Source organism: Streptomyces sp. AHU1 (genome assembly GCF_045343905.1).
Classification (GTDB): Bacteria; Actinomycetota; Actinomycetes; order Streptomycetales; family Streptomycetaceae; genus Streptomyces; species Streptomyces triticiradicis.
In genome coordinates, this window is sequence record NZ_CP174283.1 from 4,155,056 (window position 1) to 4,178,298 (window position 23,243).

20 protein-coding genes, 1 pseudogene and 1 riboswitch are annotated in these 23,243 nt (G+C 71.9%); of the genes and pseudogenes, 9 read left to right on the forward strand and 12 right to left on the reverse strand.

Annotated elements, in window-relative coordinates; all coding sequences use genetic code 11:
- Positions 1–45 precede the first annotated feature (45 nt).
- From ACICHK_RS18510 to ACICHK_RS18520, 3 genes are all read right to left on the reverse strand, one after another.
- Positions 46–1,260, reverse strand: a complete 1,215-nt coding sequence (locus tag ACICHK_RS18510) for a trypsin-like serine peptidase (protein ID WP_406837798.1) — start codon at positions 1,258–1,260, stop codon at positions 46–48.
- Between the two features lie 276 nt (positions 1,261–1,536).
- Positions 1,537–2,241: a copper homeostasis protein CutC gene (locus tag ACICHK_RS18515; protein WP_406837799.1), complete on the reverse strand. Its 705-nt coding sequence runs from the start codon at positions 2,239–2,241 to the stop codon at positions 1,537–1,539.
- Positions 2,242–2,656: 415 nt separating this feature from the next.
- A complete protein-coding gene (locus tag ACICHK_RS18520) occupies positions 2,657–3,334 on the reverse strand; it encodes a maleylpyruvate isomerase family mycothiol-dependent enzyme (RefSeq protein ID WP_406837800.1) in 678 nt (225 codons plus the stop codon).
- Positions 3,335–3,447: 113 nt separating this feature from the next.
- Between ACICHK_RS18520 and ACICHK_RS18525 the strand changes: the two genes are divergently transcribed.
- A complete protein-coding gene (locus ACICHK_RS18525; RefSeq protein WP_406837801.1) occupies positions 3,448–4,137 on the forward strand; it encodes a hypothetical protein in 690 nt (229 codons plus the stop codon).
- 131 nt (positions 4,138–4,268) lie between these two features.
- Complete coding sequence (locus tag ACICHK_RS18530) at positions 4,269–5,375, forward strand: GNAT family N-acetyltransferase (RefSeq protein WP_406837802.1); 1,107 nt, start codon at positions 4,269–4,271, stop codon at positions 5,373–5,375.
- 73 nt (positions 5,376–5,448) lie between these two features.
- Here ACICHK_RS18530 and ACICHK_RS18535 read toward each other — a convergent pair whose 3' ends face one another.
- Both ACICHK_RS18535 and ACICHK_RS18540 read right to left on the reverse strand, forming a co-directional pair.
- Entirely contained in the window at positions 5,449–5,712 is a 264-nt protein-coding gene (locus tag ACICHK_RS18535) for a DUF4031 domain-containing protein (RefSeq protein ID WP_406837803.1), read from the reverse strand.
- The gene (locus ACICHK_RS18540; RefSeq protein WP_151469428.1) at positions 5,709–6,104 is read right to left on the reverse strand and encodes a hypothetical protein; all 396 of its coding nucleotides are present in this window, start codon (positions 6,102–6,104) and stop codon (positions 5,709–5,711) included. The genes ACICHK_RS18535 and ACICHK_RS18540 overlap by 4 nt, the downstream gene beginning before the upstream one ends.
- A 56-nt stretch (positions 6,105–6,160) precedes the next feature.
- Between ACICHK_RS18540 and ACICHK_RS18545 the strand changes: the two genes are divergently transcribed.
- From ACICHK_RS18545 to ACICHK_RS18560, 4 genes and pseudogenes are all read left to right on the forward strand, one after another.
- On the forward strand, positions 6,161–7,081 hold the full coding sequence (locus tag ACICHK_RS18545) for a MurR/RpiR family transcriptional regulator (protein WP_151469429.1): 921 nt from the start codon (positions 6,161–6,163) through the stop codon (positions 7,079–7,081).
- A 43-nt stretch (positions 7,082–7,124) separates the two neighbouring features.
- The gene (gene murQ / locus ACICHK_RS18550; RefSeq protein WP_406837804.1) at positions 7,125–8,060 is read left to right on the forward strand and encodes an N-acetylmuramic acid 6-phosphate etherase; all 936 of its coding nucleotides are present in this window, start codon (positions 7,125–7,127) and stop codon (positions 8,058–8,060) included.
- Between the two features lie 49 nt (positions 8,061–8,109).
- Positions 8,110–9,780, forward strand: a pseudogene (locus ACICHK_RS18555) (PTS transporter subunit EIIC).
- 34 nt (positions 9,781–9,814) lie between these two features.
- Positions 9,815–10,402, forward strand: a complete 588-nt coding sequence (locus ACICHK_RS18560) for a hypothetical protein (RefSeq protein ID WP_103550996.1) — start codon at positions 9,815–9,817, stop codon at positions 10,400–10,402.
- A 135-nt stretch (positions 10,403–10,537) separates the two neighbouring features.
- On the opposite strand, the gene ACICHK_RS18565 is transcribed toward ACICHK_RS18560, so the two are convergent.
- Entirely contained in the window at positions 10,538–11,659 is a 1,122-nt protein-coding gene (locus tag ACICHK_RS18565; protein WP_406837805.1) for an NADH:flavin oxidoreductase, read from the reverse strand.
- A gap of 324 nt (positions 11,660–11,983) precedes the next feature.
- On the opposite strand from ACICHK_RS18565, the gene ACICHK_RS18570 reads away from it, so the two are divergent.
- Positions 11,984–14,476: a phospholipase D-like domain-containing protein gene (locus ACICHK_RS18570; protein ID WP_406837806.1), complete on the forward strand. Its 2,493-nt coding sequence runs from the start codon at positions 11,984–11,986 to the stop codon at positions 14,474–14,476.
- 140 nt (positions 14,477–14,616) lie between these two features.
- On the opposite strand, the gene groL is transcribed toward ACICHK_RS18570, so the two are convergent.
- From groL to thrC, 4 genes are all read right to left on the reverse strand, one after another.
- Positions 14,617–16,239, reverse strand: a complete 1,623-nt coding sequence (groL, locus tag ACICHK_RS18575) for a chaperonin GroEL (RefSeq protein ID WP_406837807.1) — start codon at positions 16,237–16,239, stop codon at positions 14,617–14,619.
- A gap of 349 nt (positions 16,240–16,588) precedes the next feature.
- Positions 16,589–16,792 carry a cold-shock protein gene (locus tag ACICHK_RS18580; protein WP_005315736.1) on the reverse strand — a complete coding sequence of 68 codons (204 nt, stop codon included), beginning with the start codon at positions 16,790–16,792 and terminating at the stop codon, positions 16,589–16,591.
- A gap of 441 nt (positions 16,793–17,233) precedes the next feature.
- The gene (locus tag ACICHK_RS18585; protein WP_151469434.1) at positions 17,234–17,509 is read right to left on the reverse strand and encodes a MoaD/ThiS family protein; all 276 of its coding nucleotides are present in this window, start codon (positions 17,507–17,509) and stop codon (positions 17,234–17,236) included.
- On the reverse strand, positions 17,506–18,804 hold the full coding sequence (gene thrC / locus ACICHK_RS18590; protein WP_151469435.1) for a threonine synthase: 1,299 nt from the start codon (positions 18,802–18,804) through the stop codon (positions 17,506–17,508). The genes ACICHK_RS18585 and thrC overlap by 4 nt, the downstream gene beginning before the upstream one ends.
- A 17-nt stretch (positions 18,805–18,821) precedes the next feature.
- Positions 18,822–18,978: riboswitch (SAM riboswitch) on the reverse strand.
- Positions 18,979–19,182: 204 nt separating this feature from the next.
- Here thrC and ACICHK_RS18595 point away from each other — a divergent pair.
- Complete coding sequence (locus tag ACICHK_RS18595; RefSeq protein ID WP_406837808.1) at positions 19,183–20,127, forward strand: glucosyl-3-phosphoglycerate synthase; 945 nt, start codon at positions 19,183–19,185, stop codon at positions 20,125–20,127.
- 78 nt (positions 20,128–20,205) lie between these two features.
- Positions 20,206–21,663 carry a trehalose-6-phosphate synthase gene (locus ACICHK_RS18600; protein WP_406837809.1) on the forward strand — a complete coding sequence of 486 codons (1,458 nt, stop codon included), beginning with the start codon at positions 20,206–20,208 and terminating at the stop codon, positions 21,661–21,663.
- Positions 21,664–21,820: 157 nt separating this feature from the next.
- Here the strand turns inward: ACICHK_RS18600 and otsB are convergent, their stop codons facing one another.
- Positions 21,821–22,675, reverse strand: coding sequence for a trehalose-phosphatase (gene otsB, locus ACICHK_RS18605; protein WP_406837810.1), 855 nt, complete (start codon positions 22,673–22,675; stop codon positions 21,821–21,823).
- An 88-nt stretch (positions 22,676–22,763) separates the two neighbouring features.
- Positions 22,764–22,991: a DUF3263 domain-containing protein gene (locus tag ACICHK_RS18610; RefSeq protein ID WP_103553249.1), complete on the reverse strand. Its 228-nt coding sequence runs from the start codon at positions 22,989–22,991 to the stop codon at positions 22,764–22,766.
- Positions 22,992–23,243: the final 252 nt, after the last annotated feature.

Genomic DNA, 23,243 nt, shown 5'->3' on the forward strand with positions numbered 1-23,243 from the left:
CCCCGGCACGGATGCCGGGGGCCGTGAACCGCGTCGCGCGAAGGGCTACTTGAACTTGTTGCTGGTCGCCAGGTAGACCTGCTTGGCGTTCGCGCCGAGGCGCGGCCCGGTGACGAACGTCTTGCGGTCGCTCAGGGAGTTGTTGGAGACCAGGTAGGTCCGGCCGTTGTGGCTCATGAACCAAGGACCGCCGGACGCGCCGCCGTTCATGGTGCAGCCGATCATGAACTGGGCGGGGACGTTGCTCGCGAGCACGAACCGCTTGGTGGCGCCGTGGCAGTCGTACATCTTCGAGCCGTCGTAGGGCGCCTCGGCCGGGTAGCCGCGGACCTGCATGGACTTGACCTTGTTGGCGGCCGGGGCGCCGAACCAGACGGGAAGGGCCGAACCGAGCCGCTCCTGGAGGGACTTGCCGCCGTTCTCGGGCTTGACGTGGAGCACGGCGTAGTCGTACCCGGAGGCCGCGGTGCCCGCGTGGGCGCCGCCCTTGATCCACTGGGAGGAGGTGGTGGCCCAGTCGGCCCACCAGATGCCGTACGGGGAGACGGCCTTGGCGCGCGGGTCGGTGATCTGGCGGTTGCTCAGGTTCGCGTTGTTGTTGTACGAGGGGACGAAGGCGATGTTGCGGTACCAGCCGCCGCCCTTGCCCGCGTGCACGCAGTGACCCGCGGTCCACACCAGGTTGGACTTGCCGGGGTGCGCCGGGTCGGTGACGACGGCGGCCGAGCAGACCATGTTGCCCCGGGGCGAGGAGAAGAACATCTTGCCGACGGGCGGCGCGTAGCGGTGGTAGGTGCTCTTGACCTTGGCGGCGGTCTGCTTTTTCACCTTGCCGTCGGGCAGGTAGGAGGTGGCGCCGCTGCCCGAGCCGGAGCTGGTGCTGCCCGCCTGGGCGAGCGGGATGCTGGCCTTGGCCTTGGCCATCTTCTCCGGCGACCAGAAGTCCTTGATGTACGGGTTGGCGAAGTCCTCGGCCTCGGAGGCCCACTTGCTGTAGTCCTGCCACCCCCCGTTCTTCCACTTGTCCAGGGCGGCGCCGCTGAGTTCGGTGGGAACGCCCGAGGGCAGCTTGTAGCCGCCGATCGAGACGGAGCCGTCGTCCTGGCCGGTGTCGACCCCCTTGTCGGCCTGGGAGGACGACGAGGGCCGGGAGGCGGCCCCCGTGTCGTCCTTCTTGTCGTCACAGGCCGTGGTGGTGATCATGACGGCCGCGATCACGGCCGCGGCCGCCGCGAGCGTGCGGCTGCGTATGGATGGCATGAAGCCCTGTCCCCCTGAGGCTGCTGTGCTGCCGCACCGCTTTCGCCGGCACGCACATATGTGTGATTGTCATGCCCCAGTCGATCGGGGCACGATCAAATATGCACGCAAAAAACGGCTCATTGATCGTCCCGTGACTCTCACAACACAACAACTACGCGGCGGAGATGGATCCGTGACCTGTCGGCCGGACCGGCCGCGCGGACACCGAGGGGGACGGCGTCCGGCACGCCGACGGGATCCAGGGCCTGTCCGACAATTCCCGTCCGCCCGGCCCTAGCCGTCGAGGGCGGTCCGCCACTCCCGTACCGCTTCCGCCGAGACCGGCCCCGTCCAGCCTTCCGGACGCGCGGCACCGCCGATGTGGAAGGCGTCGAGACCCGCCGCGCGCAGCTCCGGCAGGTGGTCGAGGCGCAGGCCGCCGCCGACCATGATCCGCGGCTCGTACCCCGGTTCGCCGCGGCGGGCGGCCTCGGCCACGAGGACGGGGAGCCCCTCGTCGACGCCCGCCGGGGACCCGGCGGTCAGATAGGTGTCGAGGCCGGGCAGGTCCGCGAGCTGCTTGCGCAGGGCGTCGCGGTCGGCGGCACGGTCGACCGCGCGGTGGAACGTCCAGCGGCAGCCGTCCAGTGCGGCGACGATCCGCTCCACGGCGGCCAGGTCGGGGCCGCCGTGCTCGTCGAGGAAACCGAGCACGAACTCGTCCGCGCCGGCCTCCCGCAGCTCGTCCGCGGCCCGCACGAGGGCGTCGACGCCCTTCGCGCCGCCCGCCGAGAAACCGTCCGACAGGCGCAGCATCACGCGCAGCGGGATGTCGACGGAGGCGCGGATCCCGGTGAAGGTCTCCACCGGCGGGGTCAGCCCGTCGGCCGCCATGTCCGTGACCAGCTCCAGCCGGTCGGCACCGCCGGCCCGAGCGGCGACCGCGTCCTCCACGCCGAGGGCGATCACCTCCAGGACCGCGCTCTTCCGCTCACTCATCGGACCTCTTCTCTTGGGCCGCTATAGGTCTAGTCCAATCCAACAGTACGCGGGCGGGAGCGGGGGCGCGAGAAGATCACGGCGAACGGGGGACCCCGGGGGGACTTCTTCCGGACCGCTTCCCCGGCCCTGAAGGACCGGGAAGAATGCCCGAAAACAAGGTGGATCCGAAGTCGACGACGACCAAGTACCGCGACGCCCTCTGGGCGACGACCTGGACTGTCGCCGCCAAGCAGGCGGTGAAACTCGTGGTCGTCGGTACCGCCGGACGGCCCGCGATCACGACCGACGGGCTGGTGTACCTCAAGCAGCCGAAGGGCCGGTCCTTCAGGGGCCACCGTGCCGTCCGGTGCGGTGGCCCCTGTCTGCCGGGTGCGGTCCGGTCCGCCGCGGCCGGACCGGCCGCCCGCCCGGTTCACCCGAACAGGTTCAGCTCCTCCTCCCGCGCCCCCACCAGCTCGTACACCGTCGTCCCCGGGACCGGCCGGCCCGAGCACAGCCGTACGAGGGTCGCGGCGCCGCCGATGTACCGGGCCGGGGGGCGGTCCCCGGGGACGCCGCCCAGGCGCAGCGGGTCGTCCAGGTCGTCGAGGTCCGCGTGCAGCGGCACCAGGTCGCGCTCGCGGCTGATGCGGGCCAGGAGACGGAGGGCGTGCGGGAGTCCCGGCCCCGCGTAGGCGCCCGGTTCGCCGAACGCCTCGCGCACGTCCCCGGCGTGGATCCACTCGCCGAGCGCGACCGCGTCGACGGCGCCCCGGGTACGGGCGATCACGGGTCCCGCCTCGGTCATCCCGCGTTCCAGTTCGTCGATGACCCGTTCCGTCGACCAGTCGGCGCGCTCGGCGATGTCGCGGTCGTTGGCCTCGGGCGAGAACACCCCGGGTTCGTAGCGGCGTTCCACGACCCGCATCAGCGCGGACGAGCAGTGCGCCAGCACGTCCCGCACCGTCCACTTGGGGCATCCGGCCGTCGGACGGGAGAAGTCGTCCTCCGGGCGGGCCCGCAGCAGCGGGATCAGCGCGTCGCGCTCGGTGCGCAGGAGCAGACCGGGCAGTTCCGGGTCCCGTTCATCGTGTGCGTCGTGAGGAATCATTCCTTCACGCTAGGGGCTGGTGTACCCGGAGGCCGTGTTCGCGGGGCCCGTTGTCCATAACCCGCCACCGCTGCCCGCACGGTTCGAACGAGATGTGCGGGGACAATGGCGCCATGGCAGCAGAGAGCACCCGCCACCCGGCCCACGCGGAACTGACGAAGCGCTGGGCGGACACCGTCCTGGCCGCGCGTGACGGCGACGAGGGGGCCGGCCCCGCGCCGGGGCCCTACGGGGCGAACCTCCTGGACCGCTGGGCCGAACCCCGGCGCCGGTACCACACCACCGACCACCTCCTCGCGGTCCTCGGCCACATCGACGTGCTGGAGGCCCACGGGGAGCGCGCCGGTGATCCGGCCGCCGTGCGCCTGGCCGCCTGGTTCCACGACGCCGTGTACCTCCCGGACCGCTCGGAGAACGAGGAACGCTCCGCCCGGCTCGCCGAACGCGCCCTGGCCGAACTGGGCGTCGCCCCGGACCGCACGGCCGAGGTCGCCCGGCTCGTCCGGCTCACCGTCTCCCACGACCCCGCCGGCGACGACACCGACGGCGCCGTCCTGTGCGACGCGGACCTGGCGGTCCTGGCCTCGCCACCGGCCGCGTACGCCGCCTACACCGCCGCCGTCCGCGAGGAGTACGCCTTCGTCCCCGACGACGCCTTCCGCGCGGGCCGGGCGGCCGTGCTGCGCCAACTCCTCGGCCTTCCGAGGCTGTTCAGGACCTCGTACGGGGAGCGCGTCTGGGCCGCCCCGGCGCGCCGGAACATGGAGGGCGAGCTGGCAGGAATCAGCCCCTCCGGCGTTTGAGGAGCGGGGTCCGGGGCGGAAGCCCCGGGTACGGGAAGGGCAGGGGCGGAGGGGGCGAAGGAAGCCCGGGGTGCCGGTACGGCGAGTAATCCCGTAGGTCCGGCCGGGCGATCCGTCCTATTCTCGGCCGCATGACTGACACGGGCGGGGATCAGGTCGAGGAAGCCGTCGCGAGCTGCGCGGCGCTGCTGCGGGCGGCGGCCGGACACGACTGGGACGGCGCCCGGGCGGGACGGCTGGAGTGGAGCTGCCGGCGGACCGCCGAGCACATCGCCGACGATCTCATCGCGTACGCGGGGCGTCTGGCGGCGCGGGCCACCACGGCGTACGTGCCGTTCCAGATCAAGCTGGACGAGGGCACCGGCGACGCCGGGGTCGTCGACGTGATCGAGGCGGCCGGCCGGCTGCTCTCCGCCACGGTCCGGACGACCCCGCGCGAGGTGCGCGCCTTCCACCCGTACCCGTTCCGCAGCGCGAACCGCGTGGGCTTCGCCGCGATGGGGGTCGCGGAGGTCCTGCTGCACACGCACGACATCGCCGAGGGCCTCGGCCTGCCCTACGAGCCGCCGGCCGAGCTGTGCTCCTGGGTCCTCACCCGGATCTTCCCGCACGTGCGGCCCGAGCCCGACGCCCCGTGGAGCACGCTCCTGTGGGCCACCGGGCGCGGAGACCTGCCCGGCCGGGAGCCGGTCACCGAGTGGCGCTGGAACAACAACCTGGTGATCGGCACCGGGCGGCTCACCCTCGAGGGCGTCACCCCGGCCGCCGCCGCCGATCTGCGCGCGGGCGGCACGGGTGGCTTCGAGTGGATCGAGGGCGGTCCGTTCGAGGGCACCCGGGACGCCGCCGGGATGGTCGCGAGCTCCTACGAGAAGGGGCTGCACCGGCCGGAATGGGGGATGTTCGTGCTCGTACGGCGCGAGGACGGTCTCGCGGTCGGCGCGATCGGCTTCCACGGCGTGCCCGACGAGGAGGGGCGCGCCGAGGTCGGGTACGACCTCGCGGAGAACGCCCGCGGCCGGGGCTACGCCACCGAGGCGCTGTGCGCCCTCGCCGAGACGGCCCTGGCCCGTGACGACGTCAAGCTGCTGTTCGCCGCCATCGAGCGGGAGAACGCCCCCTCGCAACGGGTCATCGCCCGCGCCGGTTTCACCCGGGCGAGCGAGGACGTGGAGCAGGCCGCCCGCGAACTGCACGGCCTGGAGGAGTCCTTGAGGCTCTACTCCCGCGAGGCCTGAGTCCGCGCGGGACCCCGGCGCCCGGGACCCGGGCACGCGAGACCCGGGCGGCGCGCGGGACCGGCCCGCCCGGTCACCGCGCCCGCTTGCGGCGGCGCAGTCCCGCCCCGTGCAGCAGCCGTACGACCTCACGGCTGCTGACCTCCACCGCGCCCGCGGCGACCGCGGCGGCGTAGCGGTGCGAGGGGATGTCGTAGTGGTCGCGCTCGAAGGCCCGCGGGGGCGCGCCCAGTTCCCCGGCGAACGCGTGGAGTTCCTCGTAGGAGACGTCGCTGATCAGGTGGGACCACACCCGGCCGTGCCCCGGCCAGGTGGGGGGATCGATGTAGACGGTCACGAGGGCGGGTTCGTCCCGGTCGCCGAGCCGAGGGAGCCCACCGGGGAGATCTTCACGCCCGCCTGGTGGCACACCCAGTGCGGGTCGGGGCCCAGTTCGGGCTCGACCTCCAGGGCGTGCGGGTCGCCGGTGGCGCACACCGGGCACAGCGGCCACCGTCCGTGCCGCTCCAGGAGCGCGTCCTGCACGTCCTGGGCGACGAGCCCGGCGACGAACTCGGCGCCGTCCGGCCACTGCTCGACCCACCAGCGGCGCTGCACCACCGAGTCCTCGACCAGGGAGACGACGTCCGCCTCGGCCACCCGGCCCGCGACCAGATCGGCGAGCACACGGGCGCGCGCCGCGTGCAACGCCTGCTCCAGGGGACTGAGGGGGTTGCCGGTGGGGTCCATGTCCCTATTGTGCGCACCCTTGACCGCACACCCCAAAGGAAAATATCTTTCATGGTGTGACCGATGACGTGAAGGAAAGTTTCGCCGGTGCGGCGCCGCCCGCACCCGCGGCCCTCGCGGCCAAGGTGCGGACCCTCGCCCCCTCGATGACGCGCTCCATGCAGCGGGTCGCCGAGGCCGTCGCCGGCGACCCGGCCGGCTGCGCGGCCCTCACGGTCACCGGACTCGCCGAACTCACCGGCACCAGCGAGGCCACGGTCGTGCGCACGGCCCGCCTCCTCGGCTATCCCGGGTACCGGGACCTGCGTCTCGCGCTCGCCGGACTCGCCGCCCAGCAGCAGTCGGGCCGGTCCCCCTCCGTCACCGCCGACATAGCGGTCGACGACCCCATCGCCGACGTCGTGGCCAAACTCGCCTACGACGAGCAGCAGACCCTCGCCGACACCGCCGCCGCGCTCGACACGGTCCAGCTCGGCGCCGCCGTGGCCGCCATAGCCACCGCCCGCCGCGTCGACATCTACGGCGTCGGCGCCTCCGGACTCGTCGCCCAGGACCTGCTGCAGAAACTCCTGCGGATCGGGATCGTGGCCCACGCGCACAGCGACCCGCACCTCGCGGTGACGGGCGCGGTCCAACTGCGCACCAAGGACGTGGCGATAGCCATCACGCACTCCGGCTCGACCGGCGACGTCATCGAACCGCTGCGGGTCGCCTTCGAGCACGGCGCGACGACGGTGGCCGTCACCGGCCGTCCGAGCGGGCCGGTCGCGCAGTACGCCGACCACGTCCTCACCACCTCCACCGCCCGCGAGAGCGAGCTGCGCCCGGCGGCCATGTCGTCGCGCACCAGCCAACTGCTGGTGGTGGACTGTCTGTTCGTGGGGGTCGCCCAGCGCACCTACGAGACGGCGGCACCCGCGCTGTCCGCCTCGTACGAGGCCCTGGCGCACCGCCACTCCCCGCGCGGCGGCCGGTAGCCGTCCCGCACGACCGACCTCATCGGAAAGAGCCGCCTCTCCCATGACCTCCATGCCCGACCACGGCGATCTCCGAGCGGAGTTGGAGACGCTGACCACCGAGGCGTTCCGCCCCGAGCTCTCGGAGATCGACCGTCTGCCCACGCTGGAGATCGCGCGGCTCATGAACGGGGAGGACGCGACGGTGCCGGCGGCCGTCGCCGCGCGGCTCCCGCTCATCGCCGCCGCGATCGACGGCATCGCGGAGCGCATGGCCCGCGGCGGCCGCCTGATCTACGCGGGCGCCGGCACCGCGGGCCGCCTCGGCGTCCTGGACGCCTCGGAGTGCCCGCCCACGTTCAACACCGATCCGTCCCGGGTGGTCGGCGTGATCGCGGGCGGCCCGGCCGCCATGGTCACCTCGGCCGAGGGCGCCGAGGACTCCCGGGAACTCGCGGCGGCCGACCTGGACGCGCTCGCCCTGACGGCCGACGACACGGTGGTCGGTGTCTCCGCCTCGGGCCGCACCCCGTACGCCGTCGGCGCGGTCGAGCACGCCCGCAAGCAGGGCGCTCTCACGATCGGCCTGTCCTGCAACGCGGACAGCGCGCTCGCCTCCGCCGCGGACCACGGCATCGAGATCGTGGTCGGCCCCGAACTGCTCACGGGCTCGACCCGGCTGAAGTCCGGCACCGCGCAGAAGCTCGTCCTCAACATGCTCTCGACGATCACGATGATCCGGCTCGGCAAGACGTACGGGAACCTGATGGTCGACGTACGGGCCTCGAACGAGAAGCTGCGGGCCCGCTCCCGCCGGATCGTCGCGCTCGCCACCGGCGCCTCCGACGAGGAGATCGAGCGCGCGCTCGCCGCCACCGACGGCGAGGTGAAGAACGCCGTCCTGACGATCCTCGGCGGCGTGGACGGCCCCACCGCCGCCCGCCTTCTGGAGGAGTCCGAGGGCCATCTGCGCGCCGCGCTGGCGGCTTCGGCCGGCTGACCAGCACGCTCGGGGAGTGCGCACCCCTGACTCCACCACAGCAGCGGCGATCCTCCCCCTCGTGGGCGGCCCCGCGAACGTCCTCACCGTCGCCCACTGCATGACCCGGCTCCGGCTGGGTCTGCGGGACCGGGGCCTGGTGGACGAGGAGGGCCTGCGGGCCCTGCCCGCCGTCCTCGGCCTGGTCGCGGACGGCGGCTCGTGCCAGGGCTCCCGCCGGGAGGGTTCGTACCAGATCGTGCTGGGGCCCGGGACGGTCGCCCGGGTGACACCCGCGTTCGAGGCCCTGCTGACCACCGCCGGTCCCGCCCTCCCCGACCCGCCCGCACCCGGCGGAGCGACGGCCCCGGCTCCCCTGGCTCCACCCGGCGGCGGGCCCGGCACCCCGCAAGGCGCCGACCCCGCCGCCACCGCGGCCCCGTCCGGCCCTCTTCCCGCGAGCAGCACCGCACCGCCCGCCCGGCACGGCACCGAACCCGCGGCCGCCGCGGACCGCTCCGGCCCGACCGGCGCCGGCCCCGGGGACACCGCGGGCCTGCTCGCCGCGCGCGGGGCCGAGCTGAAGGCGGCCCGCGCCCGCCGCAACGCCACCCCCCTCAAGCTGTTCCTGCGGCGGATCGCGGACGTCTTCGTGCCCCTGATCCCGGCCCTGATCGGCTGCGGGGTGATCGCCGGCCTCAACGGCCTGCTGATCAACCTCGGCGTGCTGCCGGGCCTCACCCCCGCGCTGACCGCCGTCGCGGGCGGGTTCATGGCGCTGATCAGCGTCTTCGTCGGACACAACACGGCCAAGGTGTTCGGCGGCACCCCGGTCCTGGGCGGCGCGGTGGCCGCCGTCGTCGTGTACGCGGGCGTCGCGAAGGTCACCGTCCTCGGCGTCACCCTCGCGCCCGGCCAGGGCGGCGCGCTGGGCGCCCTGGCCGCGGCCCTGCTCGGCACGTACGTGGAGAAGTGGTGCCGCAGCTAGGTCCCGCCCGCCCTGGACGTCCTGGTCACCCCCACCCTGACCGTGCTGCTGACCGGCCTGGTGACGCTGTACGCGCTCATGTACGCGGCCGGTGAGCTCTCCGCCGCCATCGGCACCGCCGCCGCCTGGCTGCTCTCCACCACCGGCGCCTTCGCCGGGCTCGTCCTCGGCGCCCTGTTCCTCCCCCTGGTGATGCTGGGCCTGCACCAGGCCCTCATCCCCATCCACGCCACGCTCATCGAGCAGCAGGGCTACACCGTCCTGCTGCCCGTGCTCGCCATGGCGGGCGCGGGCCAGGTCGGCGCCGCCCTCGCGGTCTACGTCCGGCTGCGCCACGACACCTCGCTGCGCACGACGATCAGATCGGCGCTCCCGGCCGGCCTCCTCGGCGTCGGCGAACCCCTGATCTACGGCGTCTCGCTCCCCCTCGGGCGCCCCTTCGTCACGGCCTGCGCGGGCGGAGCGGCGGGCGGCGCCTTCATCGGCTTCTTCTCGATGCTGGGCGACCGGGTCGGCTCGACGGCCATCGGCCCCTCCGGGCTGGCCCTGTTCCCGCTGCTGTCCGGGAACCGGGGCCTCGCCGTCACCGCGGCGATCTACGCGGGCGGCCTGCTGACCGGGTACGCCGTCGGGTTCGCGGCCACCTGGTTCCTCGGCCTCGGCGGTGTCCCCGCGCACGGTCCCGACGGCGGCCTCGGCCGTGCCGCCGACGGCGCGCCACCGGCCCGCCCGGCGGAACGGAACGCCGCATAGCCGCGCCGTCGGCGGCACGTGCGAGGCTGGGGGCATGAACCACGCACAGCTGACCGCCCTCGGCCGCGCCCTGCGGCTGCTCGGGGAGCACGGCGACGCGCTGAACGCCGACACCCCCGACGCCAGGCTGCACGAGGTCAAGGCGGACCTGAAGCGGGCCCTGGACCTGCTCGACGAGACGGTGACGACGGCCGCGCCGACCACCCGCTGCGCCGAGCACCCGAACGGCCCGGTGGACGAGAGCGCCCCGGACCGCTGTCTGCTCTGCGAGACCCGCCGCCGCACCGCGCGCCGCACCGAGGTCAACGACGCGTACGGGCACGGCCGGACGCCCGCCCCGGACGAGCTGCCCGACCGCACGATGTCCCGCTACGGAGTCCGCGGCGACCGCCCCCAGCCGCAGCAGCGCTGGCTCCCGGAGGTCTGGAACGGCCAGACGTGGCTCCTGTGCGGCACCCCCCGCCGCGACCGCCAGGAGGCCGAGCGCTATCTCGCCGCCGAGCGCAGGGCCCCCCGCCCCGGCATGGCCTACCGCCTGGTCCACGAGTTCACCGACTACGAGGTGCTCCGCATCTGGGGCACGCCGGTCAAGGTCGACATCGAGCCGATGGGGAACCTGTAGGCGGGCGGCCCGGACCGGCCGGTCCGTGGGCGGGCGCTCCGGCCGGCCGGCGCGGAGCGCGCAAAGGGACGGCGCCCGCGTCGCGGCGGGCGCCGTCCCTCCCCCGTTCCCCCCGTCTCCGGGAAGTCCGTCCGGTCAGCTCAGCGTCTTCAGTGACTCCGCGTCGTAGGCGGCCAGTTCACCGAAGCGGCCGGCCAGGACCTTCGCGGCCCACTCGGGGTCCTGGAGCAGCGCGCGGCCGACGGCGACGAGGTCGAACTCGTCGCGCTCCATGCGGTCGAGGAGGTCGTCGATGCCCTTGACCGGGGAGCCCTCGCCCACGAACGCCTTGACGAAGTCGCCGTCCAGGCCGACCGAGCCGACGGTGATGGTGGGCTTGCCCGTCAGCTTCTTCGTCCAGCCCGCGAGGTTGAGGTCGGAGCCGTCGAACTCGGGCACCCAGTAGCGGCGCGTGGAGGCGTGGAAGGCGTCCACTCCGGCCGCGGCGAGCGGGGTGAGGATCGCCTCCAGCTCCTCGGGGGTCTCGGCGAGCCGGGCGTCGTAGGCCTGCTGCTTCCACTGCGAGTAGCGGAAGATGACGGGGAACTCGGGCGAGACCGCGGCGCGCACCGCGGCGATGATCTCCGCCGCGAACTTCGTACGGGCCACCGGGTCACCGCCGTACGCGTCCTCGCGCCGGTTGGTGCCGGCCCACAGGAACTGGTCGAGCAGGTAGCCGTGGGCGCCGTGCAGTTCGACGCCGTCGAAGCCGATGCGCTCGGCGTCGGCGGCGGCCTTGGCGAACGCCTCGACGACGTCGTCGAGGTCCTGCTGGGTCATGGGCTTGCCGGTGACCTTGGCGCCCTCCTTGTAGAGGCCGGAGGGGCCGACGGGCGGGGCGTCCGCGAAGGGCGGCTCGCCCGCCTTGCGGACCATGCCGATGTGCCAGAGCTGCGGGACGATCGTGCCGCCCGCGGCGTGCACGGCGTCGGCGACCCCCGCCCAGCCGGCGAGCTGGTCCTCGCCGTGGAAGCGCGGCACGTCGTCGCTCTGGCCGGCCGAGTCGTGGCCGACGTACGTGCCCTCGGTGACGATCAGGCCGACGCCCGCGGCGGCGCGGCGGGAGTAGTAGCCGACCACGTCCTCCCCCGGTACACCGCCCGGCGAGAACATCCGGGTCATGGGGGCCATGGCGATCCGGTTCGGAACGGTCAGGCCGTTGATGGAGACGGGGCGGGACAGGATCTCGGCTGCGCGGGACGCGGCGTCAGCGGTCACGTGGGGGCTCCTCGGAGAGGTGGTCGGTACGGCGTCGAGCGGTCTGCTGGGACAGGAGATTCCGCGCGGTATGTGCACATGCATCGACTGTCTGTCCGAGACAACCGCTCCGCCGGGCGCCGCATTCCGCCGCTTCCGTACCCGCCGCCGTGATTCGGGCCACACCCCGGGAGGCGTCCGGCCCGCGGAGCCCTCCCCGTCCCGGCCCGCGCGACCCCGGCCGACCGGGGCGGGAGGCCGCGTTCCGGGCACCGGACGAAGAGCGACCCCTGCCCGTCGATAGGGTGTGATTCCTTCGAACGACCTTCGAACAAAAGGAAATTGATGAGCCGACACATGAGACGGCTGGCGGCACTCGCCGCGCCCCTGGCTCTCGGCGCGACCCTGCTCGCCCCGTCCGCGGCCCGGGCGGAGACCGTGGTCTCGGGGAACTACACGGCGGTCTTCACCTACCCCAAGCCCACGACGTACGACTCCTCGATCAACACCTCGGTCGGCGACCTGATCGATCTCGCGGCTCCCGGCTCGACCCTGTACATGGGCATGTACTGGTTCAACAGCTCGGACCTGCGGGCGAAGCTCACCGCCGCCCAGGGCCGCGGCGTCACGCTGCGCATCATCTCGGAGTCGGCGAACCGGCCCAGCAGCGACCTTGACAGCCTCGCGCTGACCGGCGGCTCCACCCTCACCTGGTGCTCCCGCGGCTGCATGGGCAACGGCTCGGGCGACACGAACGCGATCGACCACGACAAGTACATCGTGTTCGACGCTCTCACCGACGGACGCAAGAACGTCGTCTGGCAGAGCTCGCAGAACCTCGCCGGCGGCCAGGACGGCGAGATCAACAACGCGGTCGTCGTGTCCGGCAACGCGACCCTCGCGTCCCGGTACCGCGCGCACTTCAACGACCAGGTCAGGCACTCCGCCGACAGCCTGCACACGACGTACGACCACACCACCGGCGATCCGTCCTCCCCGGTCGAGGCGTACTTCTTCCCGCGCGACACCGCCTCGGACGCCTCCTACTACGGCAACGCCGACATCCTCGCCTCGTTCATCGACCAGGTCGACTGCTCGATCAACGGGAAGATCAGGATCTCGGCCGCCGAACTCGACCAGCGGACCACCCGCCCGGCCGTCTACGACGCCCTGGCGGCGAAGCGGTCCCAGGGGTGCAGCGTCGACGCGAACGCCCGCGACCTCAGTGACGGCGGCGGCAACAACGGAATCGACGACCTGACCGCCCTCGACGTCGCGGCCTACGGCAACCGCCCCGGCGGCTGCCGCTACAAGGCCTCGGCGGGATCCTCCTGCAACCACGGCACCACCCACTCCAAGTACCTGCTGACGGAGTGGAAGAAGAGCGACGGCACCCAGGTCCAGCACGTGTACACGGGCTCCCACAACTGGACCGCGGGCTCGCTCAAGACGAACGACGAGACGATCCTGCGCATCGACGACGCGGGCACCTACCAGGCCTACGTCGCCAACTTCGACAAGGTGCGCGCGGGCGCGGTCGACCTCGACGCCGCGAAGTACGGCTCGACGTCCCAGCACTACTCCCGGGTCAACGTGAACGCGAGCGGCGACCAGCACTACAGCGCCGTCGCCTCCGGCGGCACCTCCCCCGTCTACACCGCGGTGGCGTACGAGCAGGGCGACCGGCACGACTCCTCGGACAGCGAGCTGGGCACCGACGTGTACCTGCGCCTGTACAAGGACGGGGTGCCGCTGTGGGACGAGAAGCTGCTGAGCAACGGCAACACCGGCACCGGCACGACCTGGTCGCACCAGAAGCCCGACGTCGGCGTGGACGACCAGGGCAACGCCATCGTCGTGTGGGCCAAGGACGACGACGGCAACAAGTACGCGGACATCGCGGTGCGCAAGGTGACCCCGGGCGGCACGGTCACCACCCTCCCGCGCCCGCACGCCTCCGGTGACGGGGACCAGCTGCGGCCGACGGTCGCGGTGGCCGGCGACGGCTCCTACACCGTCGCCTGGGAGAACACGGCCGACGGCTCGACCCTCAACCAGGTGTACGCGAGCAGCTGGTCCGGGACCGGCGCGCTGCGCTACCAGGACGTCCAGGTCAGCACGATCAACTCCGGTGCCGCCGGATCGAACCGCCGGCCCGACGCGGCGATCGACGACGCCGGGAACACCGTGATCGTCTGGGAGGAGGACGCGGACGGCAACGGCGGCATCAACATCGGCGTCGCCAAGCTGAACACCTCGGGCGGCTTCTCCGTGACCCGCAGGACGGGCAACTCCCTCACCGACGGACAGCAGACCAAGCCCGCGGTGGCATCCACGGGCGACGGCCGGTTCGCCGTGGCGTGGACGGACGAGTACACCACGGGCAGCGGCACGCCGGTCCGCCCGCAGCGGATCCAGCAGCGTTTCTTCTCCGCGGCGGGCAGCCCCGCGGCGGCGGACCGGCGGACCACCGAGGACGGCACGGACACCGGCCCCTACGTCGATGCCAAGCGGCCGATCTCCGACCAGGCGGACGCCGATGTCACGGTCGCCGACGACGGCACCTTCGCCGTCGCGTGGAAGGAGGCCTTCGACGTGTTCGTCGGCGGCGCCCTGCACGCGGGCAAGGACGACGTGTGGGCCCGCGGCTTCAACGCCGACGGCACGACGGCCGGCAGGTTCCCCGCCACCCGGATGAACGTGGTGACCGGCGGCGGCCAGGGCGGTCCGGCCGTGACCGTCGCCCCGAACGGCCGGCTCGCGCTGACGTACTCGGACGACTACGACGGCAACGGCTTCAACGAGATGCGGCTGCGCGACGCGTTCAGCAACTCCTGATCACCGATTCCCGATCACCCCTCCCGCCGCGGCCCGGACAGCCGTGGCGGGAGGGCGTGAACGCCCGAGGGCGGCACCCCCGGTGAAGGGGGTACCGCCCTCGGTCCCGTACTGCGACGAACCGCCGATCCGCGAAGGGATCAGAAGTCCATGTCACCGCCCGGCATGCCGCCGCCGGCCGGCGCGGCGGCCTTCTCCGGCTTGTCGGCGATGACGGCCTCGGTGGTCAGGAACAGCGCGGCGATGGAGGCGGCGTTCTGCAGAGCGGAACGGGTCACCTTCGCCGGGTCGATGATGCCTTCGGCGATCATGTCGACGTACTCACCGGTCGCGGCGTTCAGGCCGTGGCCGACGGGCAGGTTGCGCACCTTCTCGACGATGACGCCACCCTCGAGACCACCGTTGACGGCGATCTGCTTGAGCGGGGCCTCCAGGGCCAGGCGCACGGCGTTGGCGCCGGTCGCCTCGTCGCCCGAGAGCTCGAGCTTCTCGAAGACCGAGGAAGCCTGGAGCAGGGCCACGCCACCACCGGCGACGATGCCCTCCTCGACGGCCGCCTTCGCGTTGCGCACGGCGTCCTCGATGCGGTGCTTGCGCTCCTTGAGCTCGACCTCGGTGGCGGCACCGGCCTTGATGACGGCCACGCCGCCGGCCAGCTTCGCCAGACGCTCCTGGAGCTTCTCGCGGTCGTAGTCCGAGTCCGAGTTCTCGATCTCGGCACGGATCTGGTTCACCCGGCCGGCGACCTGGTCGGCGGCACCGGAGCCGTCGACGATCGTGGTCTCGTCCTTGGTGATGACGACCTTGCGGGCGCGGCCCAGCAGGTCCAGACCCGCGTTCTCCAGCTTGAGGCCGACCTCCTCGGAGATGACCTCGCCGCCCGTGAGGATGGCGATGTCGCCGAGCATGGCCTTGCGGCGGTCACCGAAGCCCGGGGCCTTGACGGCGACGGACTTGAAGGTGCCACGGATCTTGTTCACGACCAGGGTCGACAGGGCCTCGCCCTCGACGTCCTCGGCGATGATCAGCAGCGGCTTGCCCGACTGCATGACCTTCTCCAGGAGCGGGAGCAGGTCCTTCACGTTCGCGATCTTGGAGTTCGCGATCAGGATGTACGGGTCGTCGAGGACGGCCTCCATACGCTCCATGTCGGTGGCGAAGTACGCCGAGATGTAGCCCTTGTCGAAGCGCATGCCCTCGGTGAGCTCCAGCTCCAGACCGAAGGTCTGGGACTCCTCGACCGTGATGACGCCTTCCTTGCCGACCTTGTCCATCGCCTCGGCGATGAGCTCGCCGATCTGGGTGTCGGCGGCGGAGATGGAGGCCGTGGAAGCGATCTGCTCCTTGGTCTCGACATCCTTCGCCTGCTCGAGCAGGGCACCGGAGACGGCCTCGACGGCCTTCTCGATACCGCGCTTGAGGGCCATCGGGTTGGCGCCGGCGGCGACGTTGCGCAGACCCTCGCGGACGAGCGCCTGGGCGAGGACGGTGGCGGTGGTCGTACCGTCACCGGCGACGTCGTCCGTCTTCTTGGCGACTTCCTTGACCAGCTCGGCGCCGATCTTCTCGTACGGGTCCTCGAGCTCGATCTCCTTGGCGATGGAGACACCATCGTTGGTGATCGTGGGCGCGCCCCACTTCTTCTCGAGGACGACGTTGCGGCCCTTGGGGCCGAGGGTGACCTTGACGGCGTCGGCGAGCTGGTTCATCCCGCGCTCGAGACCGCGCCGTGCCTCCTCGTCGAACGCGATGATCTTGGCCATGTGAAGTGGTCCTCCCGGACGGGGTGGATTGCTCCGGATCGCGCCCGCGCCCGCGACGGACGGCCCCCGAGCCCTGTGGTTCCTTGCCCCACAGGCCTGCGGACCTCGCCGGCCCGATCCAAGTTCTGTCACTCTCACTCGGAGAGTGCTAACGCCAATGATTAGCACTCGACCCCTGCGAGTGCAAGCGCCATCCCACAAAACAGACCGCCCGCGGCACCCGAGGAGAGAGCACTCGCGGGCGCACACGGGACGGCGGAGGACGGCCGCGGACGCACGAGGGGCCCGCATCCCCGGTGGGATGCGGGCCCCTCGTGCGTGAGTTGCGTCGGTGGTCGTTCGCGCCCGATCAGACGGCGAGTTTGACCATGTCCGCCTGCGGACCCTTCTGGCCCTGCGAGATCTCGAACTCCACTCGCTGACCCTCTTCAAGGGTGCGGTAGCCGTCCATCTGAATCGCGCTGTAGTGCACGAAGACGTCCGCACCACCGTCGACCGCGATGAAGCCGTACCCCTTCTCCGCGTTGAACCACTTGACGGTGCCCTGAGCCATGCCTAACTCCCCTATTACTGGCCCTTGCACAGATCCACACTTCGCGGATCCGGGTCAGACCTCACCCCCCAACGGTTGGGGGTGTGCGCCGGAACGCGTCGACCGCGGCTGAATGTATCTGTCCAACTGCCCTCTGCAACAGGTCAATCGGACGAGAATTCTGGGCATGGCTGATCAATGATATGCGGAGGATACGCGAAGATCCGGGGCAATTCGGGCCCCGCAAATGCCATAAAATGCCCAAAAAGGCGATCCACTTTGGCTACTTCTTGTCGGCCGCCGAACGATCACTCATATGCGTCCGGCATGAAACCAACATCGAAAGCGGAGCGGCTTCCCCAACTCTAGCGCGCTCAACCCCACAGAATTGCCCCCTCCGTTTGTCTCACGGAGGGGGCAATTCTGTGAACGCAATGTGTTCGGCATTACCGAGGGTAACGATCAGCCTCCGGCGACGGCCGGAATGATCGATACGCCCGCGCCGTCCGGGGTCGCCGTCTCCAGACCCTGCTCGAAGCGCACGTCGTCGTCGTTGACGTACACGTTCACGAAGCGGCGCAGCTTGCCCTGGTCGTCCAGGACGCGCGCGGCGATGCCCGTGTGGTTCTGCTCCAGGTCGGCGATGACCTCGGCGAGGGTCGCGCCCTCGGCCTTCACCTCGGCGGCGCCACCGGTGTAGGTGCGCAGGATGGTGGGGATGCGGACGTTGACGCTCATGATGCGAGGCCAGCCTCTCGGAAGGAGTCGAGGTTCGGACGGATGGTCGCGGTCAGCCCGGTGTCGGAGGCCACCGCGTCCAGGGTCTTGAGGCCGTCGCCGGTGTTCAGCACGACCGTCGTCAAGGTCGGGTCCAGGAGACCGTTCTCGATCAGCTTGCGGGTGACGCCGACGGTCACACCGCCGGCCGTCTCGGCGAAGATGCCCTCGGTGCGCGCGAGCAGCTTGATCGCGTCGACGATCTGCTCGTCGTCCACGTCCTCCACCGCGCCGCCGGTGCGCCGCGCGATGTCCAGCACGTACGGTCCGTCCGCCGGGTTGCCGATGGCGAGCGACTTGGCGATGGTGTCCGGCTTCTGCGGCCGTACGACGTCGTGGCCGGCCTTGTAGGCGACGGAGACCGGGGAGCAGCCCTCGGCCTGGGCGCCGAAGATCTTGTACGGCTTGTCCTCGACGAGCCCGAGCTTGATCAGCTCCTGCAGCCCCTTGTCGATCTTCGTGAGCTGGGAGCCGGAGGCGATCGGCACGACGAGCTGGTCGGGGAGCCTCCAGCCGAGCTGCTCGCAGATCTCGTACGCCAGCGTCTTGGAGCCCTCGGCGTAGTAGGGCCGCAGGTTGACGTTGACGAAGCCCCAGCCCTCTCCGGCCGGGTCGCCGATCAGCTCGGAGCAGAAACGGTTCACGTCGTCGTAGTTGCCCTCGATGCCGACGAGCTCGCCGCCGTAGACCGCGGCCATGACGACCTTGCCCTGCTCCAGGTCGTGCGGGATGAACACGCAGGAACGGAAGCCGGCGCGGGCGGCCGCGGCGCCCACCGCTCCGGCGAGGTTGCCGGTGGAGGAGCAGGAGAGGGTGGTGAACCCGAAGGCGCGGGCCGCCTCGAGGGCCTGGGCGACGACGCGGTCCTTGAAGGAGTGCGTCGGGTTGCCGGAGTCGTCCTTGACGAAGAGCTTTCCGGCGTCGACACCCAGCTCACGGGCCAGGTTGTCGGCCTGGACGAGCTTGGTCCAGCCGGGGTTGATGTTCGGCTTGTCCGCCACGTCCGCGGGGACGGGCAGCAGCGGCGCGTAGCGCCAGATGTTCGCGGGTCCCGCTTCGATCAGCTTGCGGAGTTCCTCGGTGTCGTAGGCCGAGAAGTCGTAGGCGATCTCCAGCGGGCCGAAACACTCCTCGCAGGCGAAGACCGGGCCGAGCGGGACGCGGTGTCCGCACTCGCGGCAGGAAAGCGCCGCGGCCGGGCCGAGGTCCACCGAGTCGGCGGAGTTCGTGGTGCTTGCAACTGTCTGCGCAGCCATGGAGGCGAGGCCCTTTCTCCTCATCTTCCTCACGGCGCACTTCGCCGTGAGACGGATTTGGCACCTTCCCTAGCCGGGAGCCCCGCGACGCGATCGACATCGATCGGTACGAGACCGGCTGGAGGGTTGCCGGGGCTTCATCGGGCCGTATCCCTCTGCCCCTCTGGATGAGCGGTATTTGATTGTTGAACTGTTGAACGCGATACGCGCCGACGATCCAGGACATGCGATGGTCATGCGCGTTGTTCAAGACTGTAACCGAAGCCCAGGACAGTTGAGATAGTCGTCCGAACCGCGAGACGAGCCAATCGATCTGCCGCCGGCCGCGGCGGGCACGCCGATGAGAGCGTGTGATCAGACAGTGAGGAGCCGCAGACGGTGCTGAGAGAAGTCGAGAGCTGGCTGAGCACACGCTCCTGGTCCGTGACCGACCGCCCGCTCCACGGGCTCATGGCGGCCAAACGCGCCACGGGGTCGACGGTCAGTGTCGTCCTGCCCGCGCTCAACGAGGAGGAGACGGTCGGCGAGATCGTCTCCGTCATCCGCCACGACCTGATGCAGCAGGTGCCCCTCGTCGACGAGATCGTCGTCGTCGACTCGGGCTCCACCGACCGCACCTCCGCGGTCGCCGCCGCCGCGGGCGCGCGGGTCGTGCACCGCGACGACATCCTCCCGCGGATCCCGGCGGTGCCCGGCAAGGGCGAGGTGCTGTGGCGGTCGCTGCTCGTGACGAGCGGGGACATCGTCTGTTTCATCGACGCCGACCTCAAGGAGTTCTCGTCCGACTTCGTCTCCGGCATCGTGGGCCCCCTGCTCACCGATCCCGGCGTCGACCTGGTCAAGGCCATGTACGACCGCCCGATGGCCGGCGGCGGCGGACAGGGCGGCCGGGTCACCGAGCTGATGGCCCGCCCCCTGCTGAACATGCACTGGCCGCAGCTCGCGGGCTTCGTCCAGCCGCTCGGCGGCGAGTACGCGGCCCGCCGCTCGCTGCTCGAACAGCTCCCCTTCCCCGTCGGCTACGGCGTCGAACTGGGCATGCTCGTCGACGCCCTGCACCTGGTGGGCCTGGACGCCCTCGCCCAGGTCGACGTCGGGGTGCGCAAGCACCGCCACCAGGACGGGCAGGCGCTCGGCCGCATGGCCGCCGCGATCTACCGCACCGCACAGCTCCGGCTGGCGCGCGGCCACCTGATCCGCCCCTCCCTCACCCAGTTCGAGCGCGACCGCGACGGTTTCCGGCCGCGCACATACTCCGTGGACACCGAGGAAAGGCCGCCGATGACCGAAATCTCCGAGTACCGGCGGCGCAGAGCCGCATAGGCAGGCGCCGACGGCCGTCGATCGCATACGGCCGAAGGGCGCGTTTGAGCGTTTCGAGACGGGGCTAGGTTTCGAGGCATGGCTTCAACGCACGGTGCCCACAGGATCCTGGTGGCCTCCAACCGCGGCCCGGTCACCTACGAGGTACGGGAGGACGGCTCGCTGCACGCCAGACGCGGCGGCGGCGGCCTCGTCTCGGGCCTCTCGGCGATCGGACCGGACGCGGGCGCCCTCTGGGTCTGCTCCGCGCTCGGCGACGGCGACCGGGAGGCGGTCCGGCGCGGGGTCCACGAGGACGGCGTACGGATGCTGGCCATCGACGCGGACACGCACGCCGACGCGTACAACGGCATCGCCAACTCCGTGCTGTGGTTCGTCCACCACATGCTCTACCAGACCCCGCTGGAGCCGGTCTTCGACGCGGAGTTCCGGCGCCGGTGGGAGGCGTACCGGGCCTACAACCGCGCCTTCGCCGAGGCGCTGGCCGAGGAGGCGGCCGACGGCGCGGCGGTGCTGGTCCAGGACTACCACCTGTGCCTGGTGCCGGGGATGCTCCGCGAACTCCGCCCCGACCTGCGCATCGGCCACTTCTCCCACACCCCGTGGGCGCCCGAGGACTACTTCCGGATGCTCCCCGACGACATCCGCGCGGAGCTGATGGCGGGCATGCTCGGAGCGGACCGGGTGGCCTTCCTGACCTGGCGGTGGGCCACGGCCTTCATGCGCTGCGCGGAGGGGGCCGAACCCGGCCGCTACAGCGCCACCCGGCCCTCGGGCACCTCCCCGACGATCGAGCACCTGGACGGCGCCCGGCCGCCCGTGCGCGAGACCCGGGTCGGCGTGCACGGCCTCGGCGCGGACGCCGAGTTCCTGCGCGAGCGCTCGCGCCGGGCGGACGTCGGGGAGCGGATGGCCGCGCTGCGCGAGGAGATCGGCGCGGGCCGCAGGACGATCGTGCGCGTCGACCGGACCGAGCTGTCCAAGAACATCGTGCGGGGACTGCTGGCGTACCGGCAGCTGCTCGACGACCACCCCGAGTGGCGTGAGCGGGTGGTCCACGTGGCCTTCGCCTACCCGTCGCGGCAGGACCTCGCGGTGTACCGGGACTACACGGCCGAGGTGCAGCGGCTCGCCGACGAGATCAACTCCCGCTACGGGACGCCGGGCTGGGCCCCGGTCGTGCTGCACGTGAAGGACGACTTCGCGCGCTCGCTCGCCGCCTACCGGCTGGCCGACGTCGCCCTCGTCAACCCCATCAGGGACGGCATGAACCTCGTCGCCAAGGAGGTCCCGGTCGTCTCCGACGAGGGCTGCGCGCTGGTCCTGTCGCGGGAGGCGGGCGCCTACGAGGAGCTGGGCGAGGACGCGATCACGGTGAACCCGTACGACGTGACCGGGACGGCGCGGGCGCTGCACGAGGCACTCACGATGCAGCCCGGCGAACGCGCCGAACGCACCAAGCGCCTGGCCGCCGCGGCCACCGCGCTGCCCCCGGCCCAGTGGTTCCTGGACCAACTGCGCGAACTGGATTCCTGAGCAGGAGATTTCAGCCCCGGCCGGGAAGATCCAGCCCCTCCGGCGTTTGAGGAGCGGGGGTCCGGGGGCAGCGCCCCCGGATACGGGAAGGGCAGGGGTGGAGGGGGCGAGACAAGCCTGCCGCCACCCCGGCCCGCCCGGGTGACGAGCAGGCGGCTCAGGCGAGTGCGGCCGCGAGGGCGGCGAGCAGGCGCACGACCCCGGCCGGACCGTCGACCACCAGGTCGGCACGTTCGGCGAGTTCGGCGACCTCGGAGCTGCCGCTGCACACCAGGAGCCCGGGAACCCCGTCGGAGCGGAGCTTGTCGACGGCGGCGAAGGCGGGCAGGTCGCCCAGGTCGTCACCGGCGTACAGGACGGCCTCGGCGCCGGTCTCCCGGACGTACTCCGACAGGGCGACCCCCTTGTCCGTCCCGGGCGGACGCAGCTCCAGGACCATCCGTCCCGGCTCGACGATCAGACCGTGCCGGGCGGCGAGTTCACCCAGCGGCTCCCGGAGCGCCTCGAAGGCGGCCTGGGGGTCGGTGGCGCGGCGCGTGTGCACGGCGACCGCCCGGCCCTTCTCCTCGATCCAGGTGCCCTGCCAGGCGCCGATCCGGTCGAGGAAGCCGGGCAGTTCGGCGCGGACGGCGGCCACACCGGGATGCGGGGCGGGCGCGGTGACCGTGCCGCTCACCGCGTCCCAGCGCTCGGCGCCGTAGTGACCGAGGACGACCAGGTGCTCCAGTCCTGGCACGCCCGCGAAACCGCCGTGGCGCACGGCCACGCCGGCCGGGCGGCCGGTGACCACGGCGACGGAGGCGACCCGGGGGGCCAGCGCGGCGAGCGCGGGGACCGCGTCGGGGTGCGCGCGGGCACGGTCGGGGTCGGGAACGATGGGGGCGAGGGTTCCGTCGAAGTCGAGTGCGACGACCGTCCGGGCGGGACGCGTGAGGATCGCTTCCAGAGCGTCGCGTCCGGCGGGGGTCACCGGGTCCGGCAAGGAGTCCTGGGATTCGGAGTGGCTGCCCATGGAACGACCCTATCCGGGTGGGCGCGGGCGTACTCCCGACTCGTGCCCGAGCGCGCGGCCCGGAACGCCCCGATCCCGCCGCCCGTCCTCACCGCTCGTCCCGGCGGGCCTCCCGCACCCTGCGCAGCCTGTTCACCGTGACGGGGTCGTGCGCCAGGGCCCTCGGGTCGTTCAGCAGCGCGTTGAGCAGCTGGTAGTAGCGGACCGGGGCCAGACCCAGCTGTTCGCGTATGGCGCGCTCCTTGGCGCCGGGACCGGAGAAACCGCGGCGCTCCAGGGCGAGAATGCTCCGCTCGCGCGCGGGCAGCTCTTCCATCTCTCTCCTCGGGGCCGGTCGGGAAGCCCCTCGTCCACGAGGGGAGGAGCCACGGACAGCACGGTAGTCCCCGCCACCGACAACCGCCGGGACGAGGGACCGGAACGGGCACCCGGACGAACAGCGGGGCCAGGGCGGACACCGGGAGCAAGAGCGGAGACCGGGAGCAAGAGCGGAGACCGGGAGCAAGAACGGAGACCGGGAGCAAGGGTGGAGACCGGGAGCGAGGGCGGAAGCGGTGCCTTCCGGAGG

Excerpts from the sequence above, each read along its gene's own strand:
- ACICHK_RS18530 (WP_406837802.1), top strand. The coding sequence starts at position 4,269 with ATGACTGACACGGGCGGGGATCAGGTCGAGGAAGCCGTCGCGAGCTGC.
- thrC (WP_151469435.1), bottom strand. The coding sequence starts at position 18,804 with ATGGCTGCGCAGACAGTTGCAAGCACCACGAACTCCGCCGACTCGGTG.
- ACICHK_RS18570 (WP_406837806.1), top strand. The coding sequence starts at position 11,984 with ATGAGCCGACACATGAGACGGCTGGCGGCACTCGCCGCGCCCCTGGCT.
- ACICHK_RS18515 (WP_406837799.1), bottom strand. The coding sequence starts at position 2,241 with ATGAGTGAGCGGAAGAGCGCGGTCCTGGAGGTGATCGCCCTCGGCGTG.
- ACICHK_RS18580 (WP_005315736.1), bottom strand. The coding sequence starts at position 16,792 with ATGGCTCAGGGCACCGTCAAGTGGTTCAACGCGGAGAAGGGGTACGGC.
- ACICHK_RS18560 (WP_103550996.1), top strand. The coding sequence starts at position 9,815 with ATGAACCACGCACAGCTGACCGCCCTCGGCCGCGCCCTGCGGCTGCTC.
- ACICHK_RS18585 (WP_151469434.1), bottom strand. The coding sequence starts at position 17,509 with ATGAGCGTCAACGTCCGCATCCCCACCATCCTGCGCACCTACACCGGT.
- ACICHK_RS18610 (WP_103553249.1), bottom strand. The coding sequence starts at position 22,991 with ATGGAAGAGCTGCCCGCGCGCGAGCGGAGCATTCTCGCCCTGGAGCGC.
- ACICHK_RS18600 (WP_406837809.1), top strand. The coding sequence starts at position 20,206 with ATGGCTTCAACGCACGGTGCCCACAGGATCCTGGTGGCCTCCAACCGC.
- ACICHK_RS18540 (WP_151469428.1), bottom strand. The coding sequence starts at position 6,104 with ATGGACCCCACCGGCAACCCCCTCAGTCCCCTGGAGCAGGCGTTGCAC.
- murQ (WP_406837804.1), top strand. The coding sequence starts at position 7,125 with ATGACCTCCATGCCCGACCACGGCGATCTCCGAGCGGAGTTGGAGACG.
- ACICHK_RS18520 (WP_406837800.1), bottom strand. The coding sequence starts at position 3,334 with ATGATTCCTCACGACGCACACGATGAACGGGACCCGGAACTGCCCGGT.
- ACICHK_RS18510 (WP_406837798.1), bottom strand. The coding sequence starts at position 1,260 with ATGCCATCCATACGCAGCCGCACGCTCGCGGCGGCCGCGGCCGTGATC.
- ACICHK_RS18525 (WP_406837801.1), top strand. The coding sequence starts at position 3,448 with ATGGCAGCAGAGAGCACCCGCCACCCGGCCCACGCGGAACTGACGAAG.
- otsB (WP_406837810.1), bottom strand. The coding sequence starts at position 22,675 with ATGGGCAGCCACTCCGAATCCCAGGACTCCTTGCCGGACCCGGTGACC.
- groL (WP_406837807.1), bottom strand. The coding sequence starts at position 16,239 with ATGGCCAAGATCATCGCGTTCGACGAGGAGGCACGGCGCGGTCTCGAG.